The sequence below is a fragment of the Candidatus Buchananbacteria bacterium CG10_big_fil_rev_8_21_14_0_10_42_9 genome, assembly GCA_002773845.1.
Lineage (GTDB): Bacteria > Patescibacteriota > Patescibacteriia > Buchananbacterales > 21-14-0-10-42-9 > 21-14-0-10-42-9.
The window spans coordinates 1-16,539 of the sequence record PEZZ01000006.1 but is presented as its reverse complement, the minus strand read 5'-3'; the positions used below and the strand labels follow the sequence as shown (position 1 = coordinate 16,539).

At 40.1% G+C, this 16,539-nt stretch carries 14 protein-coding genes, 1 other RNA gene and 1 pseudogene (1 of these 16 only partly in view); 15 read left to right on the top strand and 1 reads right to left on the bottom strand.

What is annotated here, in order from left to right:
- The 11 genes and pseudogenes from COT81_00985 to COT81_00935 all read left to right on the top strand — a co-directional run.
- Window positions 1-1,502 (top strand): annotated as a pseudogene (locus COT81_00985) (hypothetical protein) (it extends 361 nt beyond the left edge of the window).
- A gap of 26 nt (window positions 1,503-1,528) precedes the next feature.
- Entirely contained in the window at window positions 1,529-1,915 is a 387-nt protein-coding gene (locus COT81_00980; GenBank protein ID PIS05456.1) for a response regulator, read from the top strand.
- Between the two features lie 6 nt (window positions 1,916-1,921).
- The gene (locus tag COT81_00975) at window positions 1,922-2,950 is read left to right on the top strand and encodes a hypothetical protein (GenBank protein ID PIS05455.1); all 1,029 of its coding nucleotides are present in this window, start codon (window positions 1,922-1,924) and stop codon (window positions 2,948-2,950) included.
- Window positions 2,947-3,528, top strand: a complete 582-nt coding sequence (locus COT81_00970) for a propanediol utilization protein (GenBank protein ID PIS05454.1) — start codon at window positions 2,947-2,949, stop codon at window positions 3,526-3,528. Before COT81_00975 ends, COT81_00970 begins: the two co-directional genes overlap by 4 nt.
- 97 nt (window positions 3,529-3,625) lie before the next feature.
- Window positions 3,626-4,807 carry an acetate kinase gene (locus COT81_00965; GenBank protein ID PIS05453.1) on the top strand — a complete coding sequence of 394 codons (1,182 nt, stop codon included), beginning with the start codon at window positions 3,626-3,628 and terminating at the stop codon, window positions 4,805-4,807.
- Window positions 4,804-6,441 (top strand): murein biosynthesis integral membrane protein MurJ, encoded by a 1,638-nt coding sequence (gene mviN, locus COT81_00960; GenBank protein ID PIS05452.1) that lies wholly within the window; start codon window positions 4,804-4,806, stop codon window positions 6,439-6,441. The genes COT81_00965 and mviN overlap by 4 nt, the downstream gene beginning before the upstream one ends.
- Window positions 6,442-6,477: 36 nt before the next feature.
- Entirely contained in the window at window positions 6,478-8,247 is a 1,770-nt protein-coding gene (locus tag COT81_00955) for an elongation factor 4 (protein ID PIS05451.1), read from the top strand.
- 356 nt (window positions 8,248-8,603) lie between these two features.
- Window positions 8,604-10,325 (top strand): single-stranded-DNA-specific exonuclease RecJ, encoded by a 1,722-nt coding sequence (recJ, locus tag COT81_00950; protein ID PIS05450.1) that lies wholly within the window; start codon window positions 8,604-8,606, stop codon window positions 10,323-10,325.
- The gene (locus COT81_00945) at window positions 10,318-10,716 is read left to right on the top strand and encodes a ribonuclease H (GenBank protein PIS05449.1); all 399 of its coding nucleotides are present in this window, start codon (window positions 10,318-10,320) and stop codon (window positions 10,714-10,716) included. Before recJ ends, COT81_00945 begins: the two co-directional genes overlap by 8 nt.
- Window positions 10,717-10,755: 39 nt before the next feature.
- Window positions 10,756-11,223: a hypothetical protein gene (locus COT81_00940; GenBank protein PIS05448.1), complete on the top strand. Its 468-nt coding sequence runs from the start codon at window positions 10,756-10,758 to the stop codon at window positions 11,221-11,223.
- 11 nt (window positions 11,224-11,234) lie between these two features.
- On the top strand, window positions 11,235-11,411 hold the full coding sequence (locus COT81_00935) for a hypothetical protein (GenBank protein ID PIS05447.1): 177 nt from the start codon (window positions 11,235-11,237) through the stop codon (window positions 11,409-11,411).
- Window positions 11,412-11,601: 190 nt separating this feature from the next.
- Here COT81_00935 and rnpB read toward each other — a convergent pair.
- Window positions 11,602-11,966, bottom strand: an RNA gene (rnpB, locus tag COT81_00930) — RNase P RNA component class A.
- 201 nt (window positions 11,967-12,167) lie between these two features.
- On the opposite strand from rnpB, the gene COT81_00925 reads away from it, so the two are divergent.
- From COT81_00925 to COT81_00910, 4 genes are all read left to right on the top strand, one after another.
- Complete coding sequence (locus COT81_00925; GenBank protein ID PIS05446.1) at window positions 12,168-12,461, top strand: endonuclease; 294 nt, start codon at window positions 12,168-12,170, stop codon at window positions 12,459-12,461.
- Window positions 12,462-12,650: 189 nt separating this feature from the next.
- Window positions 12,651-14,051: a hypothetical protein gene (locus COT81_00920; protein PIS05445.1), complete on the top strand. Its 1,401-nt coding sequence runs from the start codon at window positions 12,651-12,653 to the stop codon at window positions 14,049-14,051.
- Complete coding sequence (locus tag COT81_00915) at window positions 14,051-15,178, top strand: glycosyltransferase family 4 protein (GenBank protein ID PIS05444.1); 1,128 nt, start codon at window positions 14,051-14,053, stop codon at window positions 15,176-15,178. Before COT81_00920 ends, COT81_00915 begins: the two co-directional genes overlap by 1 nt.
- Window positions 15,162-16,289 (top strand): hypothetical protein, encoded by a 1,128-nt coding sequence (locus COT81_00910; protein ID PIS05443.1) that lies wholly within the window; start codon window positions 15,162-15,164, stop codon window positions 16,287-16,289. The genes COT81_00915 and COT81_00910 overlap by 17 nt, the downstream gene beginning before the upstream one ends.
- The last annotated feature ends 250 nt before the right edge of the window (window positions 16,290-16,539 follow it).

Genomic DNA, 16,539 nt, shown 5'->3' with positions numbered 1-16,539 from the left:
CACAACAAATTAAAGTCGTGATTTCAGCCTTGCTTGATAACGCTGTGATGTACGGCCGCCGCGACGGGAGAATTGAGATAAAACTTAAGGCGAATAAAAAAAGCGTAACGTTTAGCATTAAGGATAACGGCATTGGGATTTTGGCAAATGAAAGATCACAAGTTTTTGATAAATTTTTTCGCGGCGCAAACGCGATTAAAATTCAAGCTAACGGATTGGGGTTGAATCTACATATCGCAAAGTTAATTATTGAAGCGATGGGCGGTAAAATTTGGTTTACTAGCCGCCATAATATTGGCACGACCTTTTATTTTGAAATTCCGACTGCGGCCAAGCTCGGTAAAATTACTCAAACCGTGGGCCACAAAAGCAATCATAAACTAGAGACGATTCAAATTGAATTAAAGTCTTTTTATCGCTTTTTAAGCGAGGGTTTGATTTTAATTGATAAAAATGGGAAAGTTGTTTTGGTTAACCCCTTAGCTGAGCGATTTTTTAATGTTAAGGAAGAAAAAACAGTTGGTAAAAAACTTGATAATATTTTTTCTAATAATGAGATTTTAAATATTGTTAAGGAGAGAAAGTCAAAAACCTATAAGTTGGATTTAAAAAATAAACACGATACTTATCAAGTTATAGTTTCCCCGATACTTAGCAATAAAATAACTATAGAAGGTTGGTTGCTGCTAATTCAAAGCACCGCCCACATCAATGAGCCGGCCGACTCAGAAGGCGGATTAAAAAAAGAGCGTGAGTTTGTGGCTATTACCCTACATGAACTTAAGGCGCCATTGGGCATGTCTAAGTGGGGACTAGAGTTGTTACAAAAGGAGCTTCCCGGCAAATTGAACAAAAAACAAAGTGAATTAGTGAATCAAATATATCGCGGCAACCAACGCTTGTTGGTCTTGGTACGTGACCTTTTAAATTTATCAAAATTACAAGAAGGAAAATTTAATGTTGAATCTAAACCAATTGATATTACTCGGTCAATCAACGATTCAGTCAGTGCCTTCGTTAATTTAGCTAAAGAAAAATCAATTAAATTAAAATTTGAAAAGCCGGCCGAACGGTTGCCCAAAGTTTTAGCTGACGAGAATCGCATCACTCAAGTCTTAACGAATATAGTCAGTAACGCTGTGAAGTATACTCCCCAGAATGGCCATGTGACGGTTAGGGCTGAAGTTAAAACTGGTGCTGACATGTCTAAAATAAACAAGACGGTCACTACTGCTGATATTATGCACGCTAAGAATAAAAAAGGTTATGTGGTCATATCTTGCCAAGATACTGGCATTGGCATTTCAAGGGAAAATCAAAAGAAAATGTTCAGCCGTTTTTTTAGGGCCAAAAATGTTTTGCAAACCGACATTGAAGGTACTGGACTAGGATTATATATCACTAAGTCAATTGTTAATTTGCATAAAGGTGACATTTGGTTTACAAGCACCGAGGGTAAGGGTTCGACTTTTTATTTTTCTTTACCAATCTCCGGTAAATGATATTATAATAATTATAGTCAAACTATATGGCGAAAAAGAAAAAAATTCTGATTGTTGAAGATGATAAGGCGCTCGTTGAATTGTTAAGCCAAATGTTTGGTAATAAAACTTATTCTGTCGATTTAGCTTTAGAAATTAAAGAAGGCTTTAATAAGGCTAAAAAAAGCCAGCCAAATTTGATTTTACTAGATATTTTATTATCCGGAGAAAATGGGTTTGATTTATTAAAAAAATTAAAAGCAGATATCCAGACTAAAGACATACCGGTGATTATATTGTCCAACCTCGGGCAAGAGCGCGAGATTAAAAAGGCTTTAGAACTTGGGGCAGTGGACTACATGGTTAAGGCTGATTTTAGTTTGGATGAGGTTTGCACTAAAATTAAAACGGTCTTAAAGGATTTTAAATGTTAATTTTTTATGGTGACTAGCTACGATTTTATCACTGTCGGTTCAGCTGTTCGGGATATTACTTTTTATACTCCGGAGGGTAAAGTTTTCAAAACGCCGCAAAATTTAACTTCACAGATGATGCTTGGCTTTGAGTATGGCGCCAAGATATCCATTCATGATGTTAATTGGACGTTCGGCGGTGGCGGTACAAATGTGGCGGTGTCTTTGGCGCGGTTGGGATTTAAAGTATCGTCCATGGTAGCTGTCGGTAAAGATAGTGACGGACAAGCTATCGTAAATAATTTAAAAAGCGAAAACGTCAGAACCAATTTTATTCAGCAATATAAAGAAGCCCGGACTGGTTTTTCATTTATAGTGGCAAATAGCAAAAAGGATAATGAACACGTCGCTTTTACTTACCGCGGCGCTAACGATGAGTTTTCCTTTGCGCCAACTAAGTTGCGCGCCAAACGGACCAATTGGCTGTACTTAACTCATTTGGCCGATCCCGAACATAAGCGTAATTTACAATCTATTTTTGAGACAGCCAAAAAGCGTAAAATGCGTGTGGCTTGGAATCCGGGCAAAACACAACTTGCCTTAGGAAAAAACTTATTGACTAAATATTTACGCCTGACTGATATTTTAGTCTTAAATAAAGATGAGGCGATTGAGTTGGTACTGGCATGTATGCGTTTTGGCAAAAGAACCCCGACACATCTTAACCGCCCATTGTATTTGTTGCACATTATTACTGACTTGGGGCCCAAAACCGTAGTTATTACAGAAGGCAGAAATGGAGCCTTCGCATCTAAAGGTGATAAAATTTATTCCGTGCCTTCTACCCGTTCAAAAATTGCGGATACGACCGGCGCCGGCGACGCTTTCGGGGCAGGATTTTTGGCCGGGTATTATTTGTCTAAAGGCGATTTACAAAAATCTCTCGAATGGGGCACAATAAATGCTGGCGCTATATTAACTGAAGTGGGCGCGCAAAATGGTGGAATTGATCGCCAAGAACTTGAAGCCCGGCAGCGCAAATTATTTAGGAAATGAGAAAAAAGATAACTATCCAAGTATCTGGGCATCATTGTCATTTATCCAAAAAAGATATTGATGTTTTATTTGGTAAAGGCTATAAATTAAGACCTTTGTATAAATTATCACAAATCGGTCAATACGCCTCAAGAGAAACAATTTCAGTCAAATCAGCCAAAGGTAAACAAATCAATGATATTCGCGTTTTAGGTCCAAAACGGGCCAATAGCCAGGTGGAATTGACTTTAACTGATTGTTATCATCTTAAAATTAAGGCTCCAATTAAAACTGGTATCAATAAAGATACAGGGCCGGGCGGTCAAATTGAACTTATCGGCCCCAAAGGTAGGGTTAAAAGGAGGGCGGCTATGATTCAAAATCGGCACATTCATTGCGATCTTAAAACTGCCAAAACGCTAGGGTTAAAACATAAGGATCGCGTCAGCGTGGAAACGCTTGGCGTGCGGTCGGTAGTGTGGCATAATGTATATGTTAAAGTTAGATCTGATTTTGTTTGGCGGATGCATTTAGACACTGATGAAGCTAACGCCGCCAACATCAAAGAGGGTCAGACCGGAACCGTTTTAATAAAATAAAAGATATGTTAACAACCACGGGCGCAGTTATTATCATTATCGTCGCTGTTATTATCGGTTTGGTAGTATTTTCTAAGCTACAATAGCGCTACGGAAAATGTCAACCCTAAAACGGTTTATTTTGGTTTTGAATTCTGGAAGTTCAACCTTGAAGTTTCAGATATTTAAGATTGACTCATTGGCTGTCGTGCTTTCCGGGAACTTTGAAAAAATCGGTTTGCGAGCTTCTTTTTATGAACTCAATGAAAATGGTTCTGGCCGGGCAGTAATGGGTAATTTTCCCGAAGGCGTGCCTAACCACGACCAGGCTTTAAAAATTATTTTAGGCAAAGTAAACCATTGGCATAAAAAAATAGCTGCCGTTGGGCATCGGGTTGTCCATGGCGGTGAAGTTTATCATGACCCAACTGTTATTAATAAAGCAGTCATTAAAAAGTTGGAAAAATTAGGCGAATTAGCGCCGCTTCATAACCCCATCAACGTCAGCTGCATCAAAAGGGCGCAACAAAGCTTATCTCAGTCTATAAAACACGTGGCTATATTTGACACTGCTTTTTATGCTGATTTGCCAGATTATGCTTACACTTATGGTTTGCCGTATGATTTCTACACGAAACTGGGAATAAGAAAATATGGATTTCACGGCACTTCGCACCAGTATGTAACCTTGCAGGCCGCTCACAAGCTGAAAAAACCGCTTAATCAGCTTAAATTAATCTCTTGCCACTTAGGCTCCGGTTGTAGTATTACAGCGGTGAAAAACGGCAAAGCGGTTGACACTTCAATGGGGTTTACGCCGTTGGCCGGTTTGGTTATGGGCACTCGGAGTGGCGATTTTGACCCGGCTATTATTTTACATTTAATGAAGCATTTAGATTTTTCACCTCAGCAGATGGAAACAATATTAAATTTTCAATCCGGACTTAAAGGAGTTTTTGGGTATTCTCGGGATATGCGTGATATCATGCTGGCTTCTGGTTACAAGATTCCAGGTTACAAGCCAAAAAAGAAGTTTTCGAAAGAAGATAAGGCGCGAGCAAAATTAGCCCTGAATATTTTTGTGTATACGATTGTTCGCTATATTGGACAATACGCCACGGTTATGGGCGGTGTAGATGCTGTGATTTTCACAGCCGGGATTGGCGAGCGCAACGCCGATGTGCGCCGTCTAATTCAATCTAAACTGAGGTTTATTCGGCCATACAAAGTTTTAACAATACCGACTAATGAAGGTTTAATGATGGCTCAGTTGGTCAAACAAAAATTAAGGCTTAAATAGTGCTCAGAACTCTTTTTAATGGAAAAACCCAATCAATTACTTCGGCCGCAATAATTATCGCCGGGGCAACCTTAGCCAGCCGTGCGCTTGGTGTATTTCGCGACCGAATTTTAGCTGGACAATTTGGAGCCGGGATTGAGCTTGATATCTATTATGCTTCGTTTAGGATACCGGACTTAGTTTTTAATTTATTGGTGCTCGGCGCAATCTCTGCCGGCTTCATTCCAATTTTTTTAAGCCACCTTGAAGATGGCTTTATCAGCAAACTAACAAAAAACAGCGACAAGGCTTGGCGTTTGGCGAATTTGGTTATTAACACTCTTTTTTTGGTGTTAGTGGCAGTTAGTTTGATATTGATTGTTTTTTCACCTTTGATTATGAGATTAATAGCACCCGGTTTTGATCAAGAAACCTTAGCTTTAACGGTTAAAGTCACCCGGATTATGTATTTAAGTCCTATCCTGTTAGGCTTAAGTTCAATTCTTGGCGGCATATTACAAACCTTTCATCGTTTTTTTGTTTATTCATTGGCGCCAATAGCCTACAATGTCGGAATTATTATTGGCGCACTTTTTTTATCGCCAATTTTTGGCGTTATGGGGTTAGCGTACGGTGTGGTCTTGGGCGCGGCGGCACATTTACTTATTCAAATACCGACTGTTTTACACTTAGGTTATCGCTGGCAATGGATATTTGATTGGCACGACAAGGGTTTAAGGCAAATGGCCAAAATTATGCTCCCGAGAACTTTATCTTTAGCAGTCAATCAGCTTAATCTAATTGCGATGACAATTATCGCATCACTTTTAGCGGCGGGGTCCATTACGATTTTTAATTTAGCGAACAATCTGCAAAGTTTTCCGCTCGGTTTGTTTGGAATTTCTTTCGCGGTGGCGGCCTTTCCTTCATTATCACTTTTAGCAACCAAAAAAGGGCATAAAGATTTTATTTACCGTTTTTCTATAACTGTTCGCCAAATTCTTTTTTTAATTATACCGGCTTCCATTTTGTTAATTGTTTTACGCGCGCAGGTAGTGCGTGTGGTGCTCGGTACCGGGTTGTTTGACTGGTCAGACACGGTTTTAACAATTCAAACATTAACGTTTTTTAGCCTAAGCTTATTTGCCCAAGCATTAATTCCGCTGGTTGTGAGGGCATTTTTTGCTTTGCATGACAGTAAGACGCCTTTTTTTTCAGGCCTTATTGGAGCACTGGTGAATATTGTTTTAGCGCTTCAGTTTGTAAAAGTGTTTGATGTGGCAGGGTTGGCGTTAGCTTTTTCGGTCGGCAGTGTAGTCAATTTTACTATTTTATGGATTGCCCTTGATTCAAAATTAGGCCAATTGAAAACTTATTCGATTTTATACGCGACGGGCAAAATGTTAATTGCCGCTTTATACATGGGAATTGTTGGCCAAGGGATTGAATATTTCATAGAGCCGTTTACTGGAACTCAAACTTTTTTAGGCCTGCTCGGGCAATCAGTTGCCGTAGTTATCGGCAGTGCCATTGTGTACTTTTTAACATTACGTTGGTTAAAATCAGCTGAGTTAGATTTGTTTATTAGTTCATTTAAAAAAAGATTTTTGAAAAAATCGCGCAATTTGGATTTAACTGAAGCTGAAAATATATAACTTTACAATCTCTTTGTTTCTGCTACAATAGCGCGTATGCAAAACATACGTAATTTCTGTATTATTGCCCATATTGATCACGGTAAGTCAACGTTGGCTGACCGTTTTTTAGAAGTGACTGGCACGGTGTCAAAACGCGAGATGAAAGAACAATTGTTAGACACGATGGAGCTGGAACGCGAACGCGGGATTACGATTAAGTTGCAGCCTGTCCGGATGCAATATGAAGACCATGAGATTAACTTAATTGACACGCCCGGGCACGTTGATTTTACCTACGAAGTTTCACGTTCGCTATCTGCCGTTGAAGGCGCTGTCCTTTTGGTTGACGCTACGCAAGGAATCCAGGCCCAAACGTTAGCTAATTTATATTTAGCGTTAGAGCAGAACTTAGTAATTATCCCCGTTATAAATAAAATTGATCTGCCGGCAGCCGATGTAGAAAAAACCACCCAAGAGATTGTCACTGTGCTTGGCTGTAAGCCAGAAGAAGTCATCGCCGTTTCCGCCAAAACTGGACAAAATGTTGAAGCGGTACTTGATGCCGTTATCAAAAACGTCCCACCGCCAAAGCCTCAAGATGGTAATTTTAAATCATTAATTTTTGATTCTATATTTGACGAGTATAAAGGCATTATTGCCTATGTGCGAGTTGATAGCGGTAACGTTAAAGCTGGCGATGAAGTAAAGTTTTTTGCCACCGGCAAGGAGGTGGAAGTGTTGGAGGTCGGATATTTCGCGCCCAAGTATAAAAAATCAGACGTTTTACAAGCAGGAGAAATCGGCTATGTTATCACCGGAGTAAAAGCGCTTGCGGATTGTCGGGTCGGCGATACTCTCTCTTCACTAATAGAGAACAAACCCTTGTCCGGTTATAAGGAAATAAAGCCGATGGTGTTTGCTGGATTGTTTTGCCAGGAAGGCAATGAGTATCCGCGCTTGCGCGAAGCGGTTGAAAAATTGAAGCTAAACGATAGCGCGTTACAATTTGAACCGGAAAATTCACCGGCGCTGGGCTTTGGTTTTCGCTGCGGCTTTTTAGGGTTGCTCCACTTAGAAATTATTCAGCAACGCCTGGAGCAAGAATTTGATTTAGATCTTATCGTAACAGCGCCTAGCGTGGCGTATCAAGTTGATTTAACTTCCGGTGAGAAAATTACTGTTAGAAGCCCACAGTCATTTCCTGACCCGTCGCAGATTAAAGAAGTGCGGGAACCAGTGATGAAGCTTGATATTTTTACGCCTAAAAATTATTTGGGCGCAATTATGAATTTAACTTCTGAAAAACGCGGTGTGTATTTAACTACTGAATACGTCGATGAGGGGCTAGCTATTTTACATTATGAAATACCAATGACCGCGATTATAATAGATTACTACGATAAGTTAAAAAGCGTCTCGTCCGGCTACGCTTCGCTAAATTATGAATTTTTGGAATATCGACAGTGTGAAATTGTTAAGCTTGATATTTTAGTGGCAGAAGAAAGGGAGGAAGCGCTGTCGGTTTTAACGTATAAAGACGCCGCGTATGATGTTGGCAGAAAAATTGTAGAAGGATTAAAAGAGCATATTCCTCGGCAAATGTTTATGATTAAGCTCCAAGCTGCAGTCGGCGGTAAAATTATAGCGGCTGAAAGAATTTCGGCTATGCGCAAAGACGTAACCGCAAAATTATACGGGGGAGACTACACTCGGCGTCAAAAACTTTTGAGTAAACAAAAGAAAGGCAAAAAGAAAATGGCTGACATCGGACGCGGACATGTCAAAATTCCAGCCAAAGCATTTATTGAGATTTTGAGGAAGTAAATTAAATCCTTCCTTGCCTGTCATGTGCGAAGTCAAAGGGTTAAGGGGAGGCCTCCTGCCCGAGGGAGCCTTCGTAGAGGCTGGGGTGAGGGGTTAAAGTTGTCATTTTGAGCGCGACCGAGCCAAGCTGGGCGCTGCGAAGAATCCCTGAGATCCTTCGTTTCACTCAGGATGACAATCGTGCAGGATGGCAAGAAGGTGGTTTAAAAATACCCGCCAGAAAAGAGTAAATGGCCGCCTAACGTAAAAAATAACATTGATAAAATCATCAAGATAGATATTACCAACCAAAAGGCACGCATTATTTTTTTACGCCGCTTTGCCATACATTTTTAGTGTGGTAAGATTGTACTATTATGGATAAAATTTGGCAAGTTGCAAAGACTGTACCAAAAAGTTTTAAAGACAAATTCCCAGAAATTAATGAAATTGTTCTCCAGCTCTTATATGATCGAGGCTTAAAAACTCAAGAAGCCATCGATCAGTTTTTAAATCCTGACTATGAGAAACTTCACGACCCTTTGACTTTTAGAATGATGAAGGATGTAGTTAAAAGAATTTTTGAAGCGATTGATAAAAAAGAGAAAATAACTGTTTATGGCGATTATGATGCCGATGGGGTGTGCGCGTCGGTTCTTTTAATGCGAGCATTAAAAGAGTACGGCGGGAATGTTGATTTTTATACCCCTTATCGCGACACAGAAGGTTATGGGCTCAACATGAATGCTTCTCAATACATGATTGAGCAGGGTACAAATTTGGTCATCACGGTTGATTGCGGCACCTCCAATACGCAAGAGGTTGCCTATTTAAAGGCAAATAATGTTGATGTTATAATTATTGACCATCACTCACAACCGTTGGATTTGCCGGACGCGCTTATACTAAACCCAAAGCTAAAAGATGAAAAATATCCTTATCGGTTTTTAGCGAGCTCCGGCATGACTTTCAAAGTGTTGTCGGCCATGATCGCCGAGCAGGATGGGCATAAAGTAAAAAAGAAATTACCTGAAAAGTATCTCAAATGGCAGCTTGACCTTGTCGCCATCAGCACTGTGACTGACATGATGTCGCTAATTGGGGAAAATCGTATATTAGTCAAGTATGGCTTAATTGTTTTGGAAAAAACCCGTAAAGTTGGGTTGCAACAATTAATTAAATCAATCAATACTAACAGTTTTACCGCTAGGGGAATTGACACGGTGACCATCGGTTTTCAAATTGGACCGCGTTTAAACGCTGCCGGGCGAATGGATCACGCTAGCTCTGCCTACGAGTTACTTATGACTGACGATAAATCAATCGCTCGTGAGATGGCCATGCAATTATCAGAAAATAACGTTGATCGCCAAAAAAAGACGGAGCAAATTTTTAAGAAAGCAAAAGCGCAAGTTCAAGACTCCAAAGACACTTTATTAATCGCACTTGGTGACGATTGGCCAATCGGATTAGTCGGCTTAGTCGCCGGACGTTTATTACGGGTTTTTCAGCGGCCGACTATGGTAATCTCCAAAAACGGTGAAGAATTTATTGGCTCTGGCAGAAGCATTGAACAATTTGATATGACCGCTGAATTGTCTAAGCACGATAAACTCTTAAAAAAGTATGGCGGACACCCGCAAGCGTGCGGTTTTACTATTGCGAACAAAAAAAACTTGGATGCGTTTATAAAAACGATGAAAAAATCAACCAAAGATGCGCTTAAGGGGGTAGATTTAACCCCGGTGTTACAAATTGATAAAGAGGTTGAGCTTGATGAGATTAATTGGGAATTATATGATGTGCTAGAACAGTTTGAGCCGCATGGCATGGATAACCCTAAACCCAAGTTTTTGGCTAGAAAACTGCACGTGCATAGCATTGAGGGCATGGGTAAAAATCAAAATCATATTCGGGTGATGATTTCCCATAATAGCGACGAGGTAAGAAAAACAATTGGATTTTTTATGGGGGAGTGGTTAGATAAAATTAAAAAAGGAGATTACATTGATATCGTTTTTGAAGTCGGTGTGAACAAGTGGAATGGGAATCGGGAGTTAGAATTAAAAATAATTGATTTAAAACATTCAGATGGCTAGAGCAACGTTATTTTGCGACGGAGGAGCACGCGGCAATCCGGGGCCTGCCGGCGCCGGAGCGGTTTTAAAGTACAACGGTAAAACCTATGAAATGAAAGAATACCTTGGCGAAGCAACTAATAATCAGGCCGAGTACCGTGCTTTGATAATGGGGCTACGCAAGGCCGTAGAAGTAGGCGTACAAGAGCTTGATTGTTATTTAGATAGTGAGTTATTGGTTGAGCAGATGAACCAAAGGTATAAAGTAAAAAATCAAGGTCTCGCGGTTTTATTTGTTCGGGCCTGGAACTTAGCGGCGCAGTTAAAAAAAGTTACGTACAGGCACGTTTATCGCAATCAAAACCAAGACGCCGACCGGCTTGTTAACGAAGCGATTGATGAAAATATTTAATATGACAAAGATCAAGAGATTATTCCACCATTAGTTCAAATGATTAAGTTAATTGTCTTTGATTGGAACGGCGTATTGCTCGCCGATGCACAGGCTTGCACTGATGCTGAAAATCATGTTTTAAAAGTTTTCGGAGGAAGACGCATATCATTAAAAGAATTTCGTGAAACTATTCATATACCTGCAATAGATTTTTATGTTTTGCATGGCTGTGACAAAAAGAGATTGATCAGGGAATCGAAACGTTTGGGACAAACGTTTCATACCTATTATGAAGATAGGGTAAAACATTGCCGCACTAGAAAGGGCGCGTCAGATTTATTAGAGTGGATGGAGTCTAAATTGATACGGTCTATTATCTTAAGCAATCACACTGTTACGGGCATTAATGCACAACTAGCCCGCCTTAACCTAAAATCTTATTTTGATAAGGTTTTGGCTACTGATAAGCTAGACACTTCAATGAAGCGTCAAAGTAAGCCCGAAAGATTGAAAAATATATCCTAAGCAATCATTATATGAAAAATGAAATTATTCTTATCGGAGATGCGCCAGAAGATATTCAGATCGGACAATCGTTGGGTATAAAAACGGTTGGCATAACTGGTGGATATTATTCAAGTGCTCGAGTTAAAGCTGCCAAGCCAGATTATTTGATTCATCGATTAGAAGATCTAAGACGAATTTTAAGATAACCTGAAAATTCATCTAAATGTGTATTAAGGTTCCCTCTCCGATACGGAGAGGGCCAGGGTGAGGTAGCGAAGTTGTCATATGCTATGAGTGTTAATTAAGGATTTGCAGTCCCTAACCTCACCCACACCCTCTCCCGCAGGGAGAGGGATTTATACAATCAAAAAATCCCTCACGGGAGGGATTTTTTGATGTCTAAGCAAATCGTAAGCCGAATTTTGTGCTAACCGAGTTTGACTCGGTGCGATGGCCATCTATCTAGGCGCATTGTTGCCAATACGCTCAAGCTGCCTACCAAATTTGGCATTGCACCAGGCTGGGTTTACCACCGCATTCTGTCAAAGTTTTCAGAACGCTGTCCGTTAGGACACTACTGCTCACACAGCAGGGAGAAGCCTTGGGCTCCACTTTTCACCTTTTGTCCCGCAATGCGGGACTAGTATAGTCTCTGTGGCACTTTCCCTAGAATTACTTCTGGTTGCCGTTAGCAACAGCCTTTGTTACGGTGTTCGGACTTTCCTCCCATAAAATTTACGGGCGGCCATCTAATTTACTTAGACTTATAGTTTTTATCATATTTTTACACAACTGTCAAGGTTTCTTTTTTACCTAAATTATGGTTTAATTTGATAAGTTGTTTTAGGTAAGAAGAGATAATTCCTCCCCTGCCTGCCCTGAGCGAAGGCCAGTCTGACTGGCCGAAGCCGAAGGGTCAAGGGGAGGCAAGGAGGGGTTAGTAAAAGAGTTAGATTTAGATAATGCCAAAAGATAAAGTAAAATTTATCGCTTACGATACTAGTTTAAAAGCTCTTTCTAGGAAAAACAGGTTAAACCCCACTCAACCTGAAAAAAGATTTTGGCAACAAATTATAAGCAGGAAAAAGACTGGCTACAAATTCTTGCGTCAAAAGCCAATCGGTGATTTTATCTTTGATTTATATTGCCCCAAACTCCTGCTCGATATCGAAATTGTTGGCGATACTCACTATATTGATGATCAACTATTACATGATTCTAACCGGACCCAAGCCCCTGAAATTATGGGGAATTAAAGTTATTCGCTATACGAATCATGATGTGATGAAAGGTATAGTTAGAGTTTACGATGACATTATGGAATAGATAAAAATGCGAGAGCGCGAATTAACAAAACCCCCTACACCTGCCTGCGTTCCGTCGGCCATAGCTTTGGCGGCGTGCGGCCGGCAGGCAGGTCCCCCTTATCAGGGAGACAATAAATTATGAAGCAAAGCGAACTTTCCTTATCAGTTTTTACCGTGCCATTGGATTTTTTGACTTTGGTAATGGCGGCTTGTGCGGCTTATTTTTTACGTTCAGTGCCGTTTGTAACCGCAATACGCCCGATTGAGTTTAATTTACCTTTTGAAGAATTTATTACGCTTGTTTTTTGGATTGCCCCGTTTTGGATTTTAGTTTTTGCAATTGCCGGATTATACACTATTGGCAGCCGCCGTTTAATGAGCGAGGTTAGTAAAATTTTTTTAGCCTGTTCAACGGGCATTTTATCTGTGATTGTGGTATTGTTTTTTACTCGTGAATTATTTTCGTCGCGTTTTATAGTGCTAGCTACTTGGGGGTTTACTTTTTTATTTGTTTCCCTTGAGAGAGTGATAGTCCGCGCTATCCAGCGTCAATTTTTTAAACAAGGCAAAGGGGTAACCAAAATCGTGTTAGTTGGCAATGATGACAATACTCGGATTTTTAAAAACACCATAACTAAAAATCCAGGGTTGGGGTATCAAGTAGTTGAGCAAATTAGTGAAGTTAATGATCAATCATTGAGTAAGCTCAACGAACTTTTAAAGTCCGGCGGTATTGAGCAAGTTATCCAGCTCGACCCGAATTTTACCCGTGATAAATCAAAAAAGTTATACGAAATTACAACCGTTAATCATGTGACATTTAAATATGTGGCCGATATGCTGGCCACAAACGTTAAGAATCTTGGCGTGGAAACAATTGCCGGTATTCCGATAATTGAAATTAAACGAACGCGCTTGGAGGGTTGGGGAAAGGTGTTCAAACGTATTTTTGATATAGTTATTTCATGCCTACTGATAATCGTAGCATTGCCGGTGATGGCGAGTATTGGAATTTTGGTTATATTGACTAGCCGAGGCCCGATGTTTTTTAAATATCAGCGGGTTGGCAGGGCCGGCAAAGAGTTTAATTTTTTAAAATTCCGGTCCATGGTGCATGGGTCACACAATTTAAGATATGACGAAAAGTTTAGAACTGAAAACAAAGATGAGCGGGCGGGGACTCCCGTGGTAAAGTTCAGAAATGATCCTCGCGTGACGCCATTTGGCAAATTTATACGCCGTTGGAGCTTGGATGAGTTGCCACAATTATTTTTAAGCTTGTGGGGAAGCATGAGTTTAATTGGCCCTCGGCCGCATGAAAAAGAAGAAGTCGCCCAGTATAAAAAACATCATCTCAAAGTACTGACACTGAAGCCCGGAATTACCGGTTTGGCCCAAATTTCTGGCCGGTCAGATCTAGATTTTGAAGAAGAAGTCAAATTAGATTCCTACTATATAGAAAATTGGTCGCCTTGGTTAGATCTGCAAATTTTGTTACGGACGCCGTTAGCTGTTATCCGTAACCGTAAAACAGATTGATGAACAGAGCAGCTGAGTTAAAAATTGCTTTAGTCCACGATTATTTAGCCCAAGAAGGCGGAGCTGAACGAGTATTACATATTTTTCAAGAACTGTTTCCTCAAGCGCCCACCTACACTTTGTTTTACGATCAAGCAAAAATGGGCGGTTTATACCGAGGTAAAGACATTCGCACTTCCTACTTACAAAAAGCGCCAGGTATTTTTAAACACTACCAATGGTATTTAGCCTTAATGCCATCGGCGACCGAAAGTTATGATTTGTCGCAATACGATTTTGTCCTTTCATCTGCTTCGGCTTTCGCCAAGGGTGTAATTACTCAACAGGACGCCTATCATTTATGCTATTGCCACACACCCACACGTTATCTTTGGAGCGATACCCATAGTTACGTTAAAGAATTGCACTATCCAGCGGTTATAAAAAAAATATTACCCCCTTTGCTTAGCCGGTTAAGAGTTTGGGATTTATCCGCAGCGAACCGAGTTGACGGTTTTATAGCAAATTCTAATTATATTGCTAACCGTATCAGCAAATATTACCAGCGTCAAAGTAAAGTGATTTATCCGCCAGTTGATGTTGAAAAATTTAAAGTTTCAAATGAAGTGGGAAATTACTACTTGGCTGGCGGGCGGTTGGTAGCTTACAAAAGATTTGATTTGGTGGTCCAAGCTTTTAACCAATTAAAAATGCCTCTTAAAATTTTTGGTGCGGGGCCTGAATTAGAGCATTTAAAAAAAATAGCCAACCGAAATATTCAATTTGTTGGCCGGGTGGGGGACGAAAAGTTGGTAGATCTTTACAGCCACGCCGTTGCTTACATCCATCCCCAAGTTGAAGATTTTGGGATTACCGCCATAGAGTCAATGGCGTCTGGCCGTCCAGTTGTCGCGTATAAAGTTGGCGGCGCAGCAGAAACTGTGATTGAAAATAAAACCGGTATTTTTTTTGATGATCAATCGTGGGAGGCATTAGCCGATACTATTGTACGTTTTAACGATAATAGTTTTAATTCAGCTGACATTAGAAGACATGCGGAAGCTTTTTCTATCTCAACTTTTAAAGCCAACATTAAATCAACAATTGAAGAAATAATGAACAAGCCCGAACATGAACGTCGGTATTGACATCAGGACACTGCTAGAAACCAGATATTCTGGCATCTCTGAGTATACTTGGAATGTTGTTACAAATTTGTTAGAGCAGGATAATAAGAATCAATATTTTTTGTTTTACAACAACGCTAATAATAAATATCAAGCCCCGAAATTAAATTATGCTAATGCTCAAATTAAAAGCTTTCGTTATCCTAATAAGTTATTTAATTTAAGTCTGGTAACTTTAGGTTTGCCTAAAATTGACCGCTTGATAGGGGAGCTGGACTGGTTTTGGCTGCCAAGTATGCAATTTTTTTCGATTAGCAAAAATACAAAATTGCTGTTAACTGTTCACGATGTTTCTTGGTTGCATTACCCAGAATTTTTTTCTATTAAAGGCAAGCTGTGGCATAAACTTGTGAATATCAAACAATTATGCCAACGAGCAGATAAAATTAACGCCGTTTCTGAAAATACTAAGCAAGATTTAGTCAATTATTTAGATATCAACCCGGAAAAGATTTTTGTTACCCATTTAGGTTTAAGTGAAATGTATAAACCAATTACCGATCAAAATATTTTATCAGCGGTAAAAAGTAAGTATAATTTACCGGATAATTTTATTTTATTTTTGGGAAATTTAGAGCCGCGAAAAAATGTTGAAGGCTTGATTGAAGCTTTTGATTTAGCCAGTAAAGATTTGACGGCTGATACTCATTTGGTTATTGCTGGGAAAAAAGGATGGTTAAGTAAATCAATTTATGAAATGGCTAAAAAAAGTCACGTTAAGGATAAAATTAAATTTGTTGGCTATGTCGATTCGCAAGATAAACCGGCGTTGTATTCACTGGCCCAGGTTTTTTGCTACCCATCATTTTATGAGGGTTTTGGTCTGCCTCCGCTAGAAGCTATGGCTTGCGGCACGCCAGTTATTGTAAGTAATGTTTCTTCTTTACCAGAGGTTGTCGGCGGCGCGGGGCTGTTAGTTGACCCTTATAACAAAAAACAAATAGCCGATGCGATTATAAAGCTTTACAGTGATTCAGAGCTTAGGGATAATTTATCTTTAAAATCACTAGAGGAGGCTAAAAATTTTACTTGGGATATGACCGCAGATGAACTTTTACAAGTGATGGGTTGAGGGGACTGGCGCGAAAGCACCTAGTCCCCGTTGTGGCCGATTTTTGTAGTGTGGCCTGCTGTACACTTGTAAGTGTGCGTGATCTTGCGCCTCCCCTGTGAGGCGCTATACGCTTTTGAGGTACGGCGGCGGCAACCAGGCACTGGACACAACCCGAACAACACTTTGATTCGAGAGCGTATGCGCATAGCACCGCCTCCTTCCTTCCAAATTATGCTACTCTAAATACAAAATAAGTCAATATGAAAAT